The sequence below is a fragment of the Streptomyces sp. SID4985 genome (assembly GCF_009863025.1).
Classification (GTDB): Bacteria; Actinomycetota; Actinomycetes; order Streptomycetales; family Streptomycetaceae; genus Streptomyces.
In genome coordinates, this window is record NZ_WWIR01000266.1 from 1 (window position 1) to 8,925 (window position 8,925).

Consider the following 8,925-nt stretch of genomic DNA (forward strand, 5'->3'; position numbering starts at 1 on the left):
GCCGCGGCCGTGACCTTCGCCGGGTCGGCCGCGCCCTGGGCCGTCGCGCCGACCTGGCCGGTGCCGGTGACCGTGCAGGCGGCGGCGGAGGTGTTGGTGACGCGGAAGGTGCCGTAGACGACGCCGGAGGAGTCGGGGGCGTCCGTGGTGCCGGTCGCGCCGAGCTGGGCGGCCGTGCAGGGCGGGGTGCCGGAGGCGGCGCTCGCGGAGGGGTCGGTGCCGCCGGTGGCGCCGTCGTCGCCCGGGGACTTCGTGCCGGGCTGCTCCGTGCCGCCGACGGTGCCGGGCTGCCCGGCGGTGGTGCCCGCCTGGCCGCCGGTGCCCGCGGTGGCGCCGCCGCCGCTCCGGCCCTTGCCCTCGCTGCCCTGGGCCAGGGAGGACTGGCCCGCCATGGCGGTGTTGGGGTCGGTGCCGCCCGAGTTGGAGACGTGCACCAGGGCGGGGACGGCGGTGCAGATGAACAGCGCGGCCGCCGCCATGCCCACGGTCGCCTGCCGCTTGCGCGCCCGCCGGGCGGGTACGGCCCGCCGCAGCCGGTCCAGTGAGCCGTCCCGGGGTTCGAGGTCGTCCACGGCGGAGTGCAGCAGACGGCGCAGCGCCAGCTCGTCGGGGGCGGCGCCGGTCTCCCCGCCCCCCGGCCCGAACAGGTCTCCCGGCCCGGACAGGTCGGTCGGCCCGATCAGCCGGGCCAGCTCGGCGAGCCCGTCGCCCCCGGGGGCCTTCGCGGCCGAGGATGCCTTGGGCAGCTGGACGGTCTCGGACACCTCGGACACCTCGGACGCCTCGGGTACCTCCGAAGCCGCCGCAGGCGTCTCGCGTTCTTCGCCGGTCTTCCGGCCGTCTCCGTCGGGGCCGTGCTTCACAGTTCCGTTCCCAGCGTGCGTAGGCGTGTCGTCGTGGCCGGTGTTCGGCTCGCGCCGCGGCTCCCGCTCGTGCGGAGCGCTCCCGCTCATTTCGTCGCCCCCATGGCCACCCGCAGCGCGGCGATGCCCCGCGAGCCGTACGCCTTCACCGAGCCCAGCGAGATGCCGAGCGTCTCGGCCGTCTGGGCCTCGGTCATGTCGGCGAAGTAGCGCAGCACCAGCACCTCGCGCTGACGGCGCTGGAGGCCCTTCATCGCCTTGATGAGGGAGTCGCGCTCCAGCTGGTCGTAGGCGCCCTCCTCCGCGCTCGCCATGTCGGGCATCGGCTTGGAGAGGAGCTTCAGGCCGAGGATGCGCCGACGCAGGGCGGAGCGGGAGAGGTTGACGACCGTCTGCCGGAGGTAGGCGAGGGTCTTCTCGGGGTCACGCACCCGTTTGCGCGCCGAGTGGACGCGGATGAACGCCTCCTGCACGACGTCCTCGCACGAGGCGGTGTCGTCGAGCAGCAGCGCCGCGAGACCGAGCAGCGAGCGGTAGTGCGCGCGGTAGGTCTCGGTGAGATGGTCGACGGTCGTGCCGGCGGCCGCGTCGGACGTCGTGCCCTCCACGCCGTCGCGCTGGCCGGGTATGCGGGTCTGCCGCCCTGCGGGCATCGGCGCGATCACCGGCATGTCACCGAGCGCGCGCGGCCGGAGCACGGCGCGGGGCGGACGGAGCGCCGCGGCGCCGCCTGCCGTTGGGGATACGCCCTGCTCGAAGAGCGCGGGGGCGAATTCGAGTACCTCTGCCACGCCTGTTGGACACGCGTACCCCCGCGAGGGTTGTACGTGCCGGGCGCCACATGTGCGACGACCGACCGATCCTCAAGTGCCGCCATGCGTCCCGCTCTTCCCCTGTGTCCTCGTCGAACGGGCGTCAGACCGCCCCCGATCACGGCGCTCCACGCCGGAATCTCCGCGCCCCCGGCCCCAGTCGGGTGCCCGCAAAGACGCTTCCCGCCCTCGCGCGGTTGCGGAGGGCGGGAAGGAAATCCTCTGTCGTCGTGGAGCCGGGGTTCAAGTGAATTGGACCATGGTTCCGGCCACATTTCTTAAAATAATCCTACGGAATCCACAGGGTTCCCCCATCATTCCTACAGATTCCCGGCAGCGACCAGCTCCGCGATCTGCGCGGTGTTGAGGGCTGCGCCCTTGCGCAAGTTGTCGCCGCACACGAAGAGTTCGAGCGCGGTGGGGTCGTCGAGCGCCCGCCGGACCCGGCCGACCCAGGTCGGGTCGGTGCCCACCACGTCCGCCGGGGTGGGGAATTCACCCGCCTCGGGGTCGTCGCACAGCACCACACCGGGCGCGGTCGCGAGGATCTCGCGGGCGCCGTCGACCGTGACCTCGTCCTGGAAGCGGGCGTGGACGGTCGCCGAGTGGACGGTGACGACGGGGACGCGGACACAGGTCACCGCGACCGCAAGGCCGGGCAGTCCGAGGACCCTGCGGGACTCCTCCCGCACCCCCAGCTCCTCCGAGGACCAGCCGTCGGCGCCGAGCGATCCGGCCCAGGGCACCACGTTGAGCGCGACCGGCTCCGGGAACGGCCCGGTCAGCTCGCCCGCCGCGCGCCGTACGTCACCGGGGGCGCCGCCGAGTTCGGTGCCCGCGACCAGGGACAGCTGGGCGCGCAGGGTCTCCACCCCGGCCCGCCCGGCCCCGCTGACCGCCTGGTAAGAGGAGACGACCAGCTCGCGCAGGCCGTACTCGGCGTGCAGCGCGCCGAGGGCGACGATCATCGACAGGGTCGTACCGCCCGGGCTCGCCACGATGCCGCGCGGCCGGTTGCGCACGGCGTGCGGGTTGATCTCGGGGACGACGAGCGGCACCTCGGGGTCGGCCCGGAAGGCGCCGGAGGTGTCCACGACGACCGTGCCGCGCTCGGCGGCGAACGGCGCCCACTGGGCCGCGACCTCGTCGGGCACGGCGAACAGCGCGACGTCGATCCCGTCGAAGGCGGTCTCGGTCAGCGCGCCGACCTCGGTCTCCACCCCGCGCACGGCCAGCTTGCGGCCGGCCGAGCGCGGGGAGGCGAGCAGTCTGATCTCGCCCCACACGTCCGCGCGCTGGGACAGGATCTGGAGCAGGACGGCCCCGACTGCGCCGGTCGCCCCCACGACGGCGAGGGCGGGGCGGCTGGGACCTGTCGTCATCAGCGGCCGGTGCCTCCGTAGACCACGGCCTCGTCGCTGTCGGAGTCCAGGCCGAAGGCGGTGTGCACGGCGCGCACGGCCTCGGTCACGTCGTCGGCGCGGGTGACGACCGAGATGCGGATCTCGGAGGTCGAGATGAGCTCGATGTTGACGCCCGCGTCGCTCAGCGCCTCGAAGAAGGCGGCGGTGACGCCCGGGTTGGTCTTCATCCCGGCGCCGACGAGGGAGATCTTGCCGATCTGGTCGTCGTAGCGCAGGGAGTCGAAGCCGATGCCGGAGCGGTTCTTCTCCAGGGCGTCGATGGCCTTGCGGCCCTCGGTCTTCGGCAGGGTGAAGGAGATGTCGGTCAGGCCCGTGGAGGCGGCCGACACGTTCTGCACCACCATGTCGATGTTGATCTCGGCGTCCGCGATGGTGCGGAAGATGGCGGCGGCCTCGCCCGGCTTGTCCGGCACGCCGACGACGGTGATCTTGGCCTCGGAGGTGTCGTGCGCGACACCGGAGATGATGGCCTGCTCCACCTGCTGTACCCCTTGCTCGATCGGCTCGCTGCTGACCCACGTGCCGCGCAGTCCGCTGAAGGAGGAGCGCACGTGGATCGGGATGTTGTACCGGCGGGCGTACTCCACGCAGCGGTGGAGCAGCACCTTGGAGCCGGACGCGGCCAGCTCCAGCATGTCCTCGAAGGAGATCCAGTCGATCTTCCGGGCCTTCTTCACCACGCGCGGGTCGGCGGTGAACACGCCGTCCACGTCGGTGTAGATCTCGCAGACCTCGGCGTCGAGGGCGGCGGCCAGCGCCACGGCCGTGGTGTCGGACCCGCCGCGCCCCAGCGTGGTGATGTCCTTCTTGTCCTGGCTGACGCCCTGGAACCCGGCGACGATCGCGATGTTGCCCTCGTCGAGCGCGGTGCGGATGCGGCCGGGCGTGACGTCGATGATCCGGGCTTTGTTGTGGACCGAGTCGGTGATGACGCCTGCCTGGCTGCCGGTGAACGACTGGGCCTCGTGGCCCAGGTTTTTGATCGCCATGGCCAGCAGGGCCATGGAGATACGCTCTCCGGCGGTCAGCAGCATGTCGAATTCACGTCCGGCAGGCATCGGAGAAACCTGCTCGGCGAGATCGATCAGCTCGTCCGTCGTGTCGCCCATCGCGGAAACGACGACAACCACCTGGTTGCCGTTCTTCTTCGCTTCCACGATCCGCTTGGCGACGCGCTTGATGCCCTCGGCATCGGCTACGGAGGAGCCTCCGTACTTCTGCACGACAAGGCCCACGTGCGCTCCTCGCTCGGTTCGTTTGTGTCGGCTCAGTCTATCGAGCGGGCGAATCCGACCTCTTGGGTACCGCATGGTGAGACGCCCGTCCGCTGCCGTACTCCCTGCCCAGTGTCACGCGAGTGATGGCTGTGCGTGAACGAGTGTGCAGTGACTCACAGGGGGGGTGAGGCGGTCAGTCGGCGAACTCCTTGAGGGGGGCGGTGTCGAGGATGATGTCGACGGGGTCGGGCAGCTTGACGGAGGCGCCGAAGGGCAGCTTCTCGGCGTGCAGGTAGCGGCCGTTCTCCGGCTGGTTGTACACCACGACCGAGCCGTCGTCCCGGTCGATGAGCAGGTATACGGGGATGCCCGCTGCGGCGTAGCCGTTGGGCTTCTCGACGCGGTCGCGCTGGTTGGTGTCGGAGTCGTGCGACGTGACTTCCACTGCCATCAGCACACCCCCTGCGTCGGACCAGTCTCCGTGCCCCGCAGGGAATCCGAACGGCGCGAGGATGCCATCCGGACGTGCCCGCCCCTTCCGATAGCGCTCGACCTTCATCCCTCGGTCCCCGTACAACCAGAGCTCAGGGCGGTGCTGCATGCACAGCCGCTGCAGCCAGGCGACGATGTGGTCGTGGTTGCCGTCGGTCACCGGCTTGACCTGGACCTTCCCATTGATGAACTCCAGCCGCACGGTCTCCGGGGCATGGCGTTCGAGCTCCTCGAACTCCTCGACGGACATCTGCGGCCGGTCGTCGGTCCTGGGGGTCATGGCGTCGCCTCCTCGACTCCATGGTGCCCCGACCGGCGCCTCCCGCACGCTCATACGTCCCACCCCGCCCTGGGCCGCAGCCCGGCCGCCCTGCGCAGCTCGGCCGCCCAGTGGGTCACGTCGACCACCCCGGTGTCGTCGGCCGGGTCGCGCAGGAACGTCTCCGGGACGTACCCGACACCCGGCCCTTCCGTTTCCGCTTCCGCCGCCTCGTCCGCCTCGATCTCGGCATGGCACTCGCGGCAGATCCCGTCGATGATCTCCGTCGTCCGCTCGTCCGCGTCGCAGGTGGCGCAGGCCATGATCACGCGGGTGACGCGGGCGCGGCGGCCACCGGCCTTCTGCCGGACCTTCGCCTTCGTCGGGGGCATCTTGTCCTCCAGTCGTTTGCGGGCGAGTCCGCCCGGGTTGGTGACGGCGGGCGGGAGCCCGTCGGTCAGGGCCTTGGTGATCTCCTGCGGCGTCGCGCCGAGGGCCAGCCACTGCGCGGCGAGGGACGCGAGGGAACGGCAGTCCGACGCGGACAGGGACATGCGCGGGTCCGCGTCGCGCAGCTCGGCGAGGGTGCGGTAGGCGGCGCCGGGCTCGTCCGAGGGCTCCTCGGGGTGCTGCTCGGGGTGCTGCTCGGAGGGCTGTTGACCGGGTTCCGCCGGGACGGCTTCCCCGGCCGGCTCCTCGGCCCGCGCCAGTCCCGACTCGTACTGGTCGGTGACGTCCAGGCCCTTGCGCTCGCGCACGAACTCCGCCCACCACTCCGGTGACCTGGGCGTACGTGACCAGTACGTCCGCGTCACCCAGCGCATCGAGTTGTCCTCGATGGTGAGGTGCTCGCGGATGTGCCGCAGGTGGCCGGCCGCGGTGACGCGCTTCAGCGACGTGCGCACGGCCTGCTGGCCATAACGGGGATGTACGGCGGCGATCGCCTTGTAGCCCATCGCGTGACCGTCGTCGAGATGGTCGACGAAGACGGCGATCTCTCGGTCACGAGGGCTCAGATGTGCGAAGTCCGGGTCGCCGTGCGGGGTTTCGTCACCGGCAGAGCGCTTGCCGTAGCCCGATTTGGCCATGGGGTGGGACGGGGACGGCAGGGCAGGACTAAGGTGAGTGCAAACCACGATCGACTCTCTTTCGATCCGTAGGTCTAGGCCCCGGAGCCGGTGTTGGCGCACCGACCGGGGCCGATCTATTGCCGCGAACCTAGGGCGGCTTTACTCTCCAGCGCAAGCCGATCACGGAAAGTCACACTTTCGAGGTAAACGGCCTCAACTCACCTGGGAAATTGGTTGGTTGGTTGGTTTTCACCCAGCCCAGAAAACCCATGGAAAAGCTCGAAGCCCGAGGCTCAAGCCTCGGGCTGAACTGCGGCGATGCGTACGCCTACTGGACCTGACGGATCCCGAGCGGAGTCCCGATCTCCTCCTCCATCACGCGGCCCGCCTCCCGCTCCAGGAGGTCGTCGCCCATGGGCTCCTGGTCGGTGTCGAGGCCGTCCAGCTCTTCCAGGGGCTGGTCCAGGCGGACGTGGATGAGGACGGACTGGAGGGCGCGCAGGACGGCGGAGGCGGTGGGGCCCCAGTTGGAGAAGTAGGAGAACTGCCACCACCACAGGGCCTCGGTGGTACGGCCCGCGCGGTAGTGGGCCATGCCGTGGCGCAGGTCGGTGATGAGGTCCGCGATGTCGTCCGAGATACGGGCGGGCACGGGTGCCTTGCTGGGCGCGTACGGGTCGAAGACCTCGGAGTAGACGTCGACCGGGTCCAGCAGCCGGGCGAGGTTCTCGCGCAGCTCGTCGACGTCCGGCTCGGGGCCGGGGTCGGGCTCGTAGCGCTCGTCGGGCACGAAGTCCTCGTGCGCGCCGAGCCGGCCGCCCGCCAGCAGCAGCTGGGAGACCTCGAGCAGCAGGAAGGGGACCGTCGAGCCGGGCTCGTCCCCCTTCGCCACCTCGGTGACGGCGACCAGGAAGCTCTCGACCTGGTCGGCGATCTGGACCGCGAAGTCGTCCGGGTTCTGCGACGTGGCGTGCAGCGTGGCGTCAGACATCTAGGAGTCGTCTCCCCTCGAAGGCGCGGCCGAGGGTCACCTCGTCCGCGTATTCCAGGTCACCGCCGACCGGAAGGCCGCTGGCCAGGCGGGTGACCTTCAGACCCATGGGCTTGATCATGCGGGCGAGGTACGTCGCCGTGGCCTCGCCTTCGAGATTGGGATCGGTGGCGAGGATCAGCTCCGTGACGGTGCCGTCCGCGAGCCGGGCCAGGAGTTCCCTGATGCGCAGGTCGTCCGGGCCGACGCCCTCGATGGGGCTGATGGCGCCGCCGAGGACGTGGTACTTGCCCCGGAACTCGCGGGTGCGCTCGATGGCGACCACGTCCTTGGGCTCCTCGACCACGCAGATGACCGACAGGTCACGGCGCGGGTCGCGGCAGATGTTGCACAGCTCTTCCTGCGCCACGTTGCCGCAGGCCGCGCAGAAGCGGACCTTGGCCTTGACCTCCAGGAGTGCCTGGGCGAGCCGCTTGACGTCCGTCGGCTCGGCCTGGAGCACATGGAAGGCGATCCGCTGCGCGCTCTTGGGACCGACGCCGGGCAGTCGCCCCAGCTCGTCGATGAGGTCCTGGACCACGCCTTCGTACAACGGACTGCCTTTCCTGGAGACCTTTCGGTACGTACGGTAGTTGCCCCGGCGTCAGAACGGCAGTCCGGGGATGCCACCGCCGCCCAGGCCCTGGGCCAGCGGGCCGAGCTTCTGCTGCTGGAGGGTCTGCGCGTTCTCGTTGGCCGCCTGCACGGCCGCGACGATCAGGTCGGCGAGGGTGTCGGTGTCCTCGGGGTCGACCGCCTTAGGGTCGATCTTGAGGCCGCGCAGCTCGCCGGAGCCGGTCACGGTGGCCCGCACCAGGCCGCCGCCCGCCTGGCCTTCGACCTCCGTGGCCGCCAGTTCCTCCTGGGCCCGCTGAAGATCCTGCTGCATCTTCTGCGCCTGCTGGAGCAACTGCTGCATGTTGGGCTGGCCACCACCGGGAATCACGATCAGCTCCTGTCCGTACCGGCGCCGCGTACGCCGCTCTGGCACGAGCCTACGTGCTCCGGGCGGCCCTCGCCCCGCCACTCTTTCGAGTGAGAACGACCCCGACCCTATACCTGATCAAGGCCCTCTTACGGGCGGATTGCCCGGGAAAGCCACCACTTGGCCACCCATTGGGCGGTAGGAAGGGTGGCGCGCGGCGTCATGGAGTGGGTCGTTGTGGAGTGGGTCGTTTCAGTAGGGAGTTCCGGGTGGGTCAGGCGGAGATGCAGCCCGAGGGTCCGCCGCAGGACGGGTGGGGCGGGGGCACGGCCGACCTGACGGGCCGGGCGCTGCCGCTGGGCGACTGGGGGGAACCGGCGGAGCGGCTGGACGAGCTGTACCGCTGGGTGGAGGACGGCGCGCTGCGCACGGCGGCCTGGTACCTGCGCGACCGCCTCTGGCGCCGCCGCACGGCCCGCCTGCTGCGCCTCGGCACGACGGTGGGGGTGGCGACGGGCTGTGTGCTGCCGCTCCTGGACCTGACGCGCGCCGTCCCGGGCGTGGCGCCCTGGGGGTACGTGGCGTTCGTGCTGGCCCTCGCCTGCACCGGCCTGGACCGCTACTTCGGCGTGTCCTCCGGCTGGATGCGGGACGTCGCCACGGCCCAGGCGGTCGAGCGGCGCCTGCGGACCCTCCAGTTCGACTGGGCCTCCGAATGCGTCCGCGAGGTCCTCGGTCCGGCGGAGGGCACCGCGGGCGAGGCGGCCGACCGCTGTCTTAACGTCCTGCGCCGTTTCTCCGAGGACGTGACGGAACTGGTCCGGGCCGAGACC

Annotated in this window: 9 protein-coding genes and 1 pseudogene; 1 reads left to right on the forward strand and 9 read right to left on the reverse strand. The window is 71.0% G+C overall.

Translation table 11 applies throughout. The annotated features are described in order from the left end of the window. The 9 genes and pseudogenes from GTW40_RS11035 to GTW40_RS11075 all read right to left on the reverse strand — a co-directional run. Positions 1-764: pseudogene (locus GTW40_RS11035) on the reverse strand (hypothetical protein); the annotation flags it as partial. Between the two features lie 185 nt (positions 765-949). Beyond that, on the reverse strand, positions 950-1,534 hold the full coding sequence (locus tag GTW40_RS11040) for a SigE family RNA polymerase sigma factor (RefSeq protein ID WP_161179999.1): 585 nt from the start codon (positions 1,532-1,534) through the stop codon (positions 950-952). Between the two features lie 461 nt (positions 1,535-1,995). Continuing rightward, the gene (locus GTW40_RS11045; protein WP_161179991.1) at positions 1,996-3,057 is read right to left on the reverse strand and encodes an aspartate-semialdehyde dehydrogenase; all 1,062 of its coding nucleotides are present in this window, start codon (positions 3,055-3,057) and stop codon (positions 1,996-1,998) included. Beyond that, complete coding sequence (locus GTW40_RS11050; protein WP_161179992.1) at positions 3,057-4,334, reverse strand: aspartate kinase; 1,278 nt, start codon at positions 4,332-4,334, stop codon at positions 3,057-3,059. The genes GTW40_RS11045 and GTW40_RS11050 overlap by 1 nt, the downstream gene beginning before the upstream one ends. A 175-nt stretch (positions 4,335-4,509) precedes the next feature. Then, a complete protein-coding gene (locus tag GTW40_RS11055; protein WP_161179993.1) occupies positions 4,510-5,088 on the reverse strand; it encodes a Uma2 family endonuclease in 579 nt (192 codons plus the stop codon). Positions 5,089-5,138: 50 nt separating this feature from the next. Continuing rightward, on the reverse strand, positions 5,139-6,155 hold the full coding sequence (locus GTW40_RS11060) for a hypothetical protein (RefSeq protein ID WP_161179994.1): 1,017 nt from the start codon (positions 6,153-6,155) through the stop codon (positions 5,139-5,141). Positions 6,156-6,465: 310 nt separating this feature from the next. Then, entirely contained in the window at positions 6,466-7,128 is a 663-nt protein-coding gene (locus GTW40_RS11065) for a DUF5063 domain-containing protein (protein WP_161179995.1), read from the reverse strand. Beyond that, positions 7,121-7,720, reverse strand: a complete 600-nt coding sequence (recR, locus tag GTW40_RS11070; RefSeq protein WP_161179996.1) for a recombination mediator RecR — start codon at positions 7,718-7,720, stop codon at positions 7,121-7,123. Before recR ends, GTW40_RS11065 begins: the two co-directional genes overlap by 8 nt. A gap of 51 nt (positions 7,721-7,771) precedes the next feature. Then, positions 7,772-8,113 carry a YbaB/EbfC family nucleoid-associated protein gene (locus tag GTW40_RS11075; protein ID WP_161179997.1) on the reverse strand — a complete coding sequence of 114 codons (342 nt, stop codon included), beginning with the start codon at positions 8,111-8,113 and terminating at the stop codon, positions 7,772-7,774. Positions 8,114-8,361: 248 nt separating this feature from the next. On the opposite strand from GTW40_RS11075, the gene GTW40_RS11080 reads away from it, so the two are divergent. Next, positions 8,362-8,925 (forward strand): SLATT domain-containing protein (locus GTW40_RS11080; protein ID WP_161179998.1); only part of this gene is annotated, 564 nt, incomplete at its 3' end.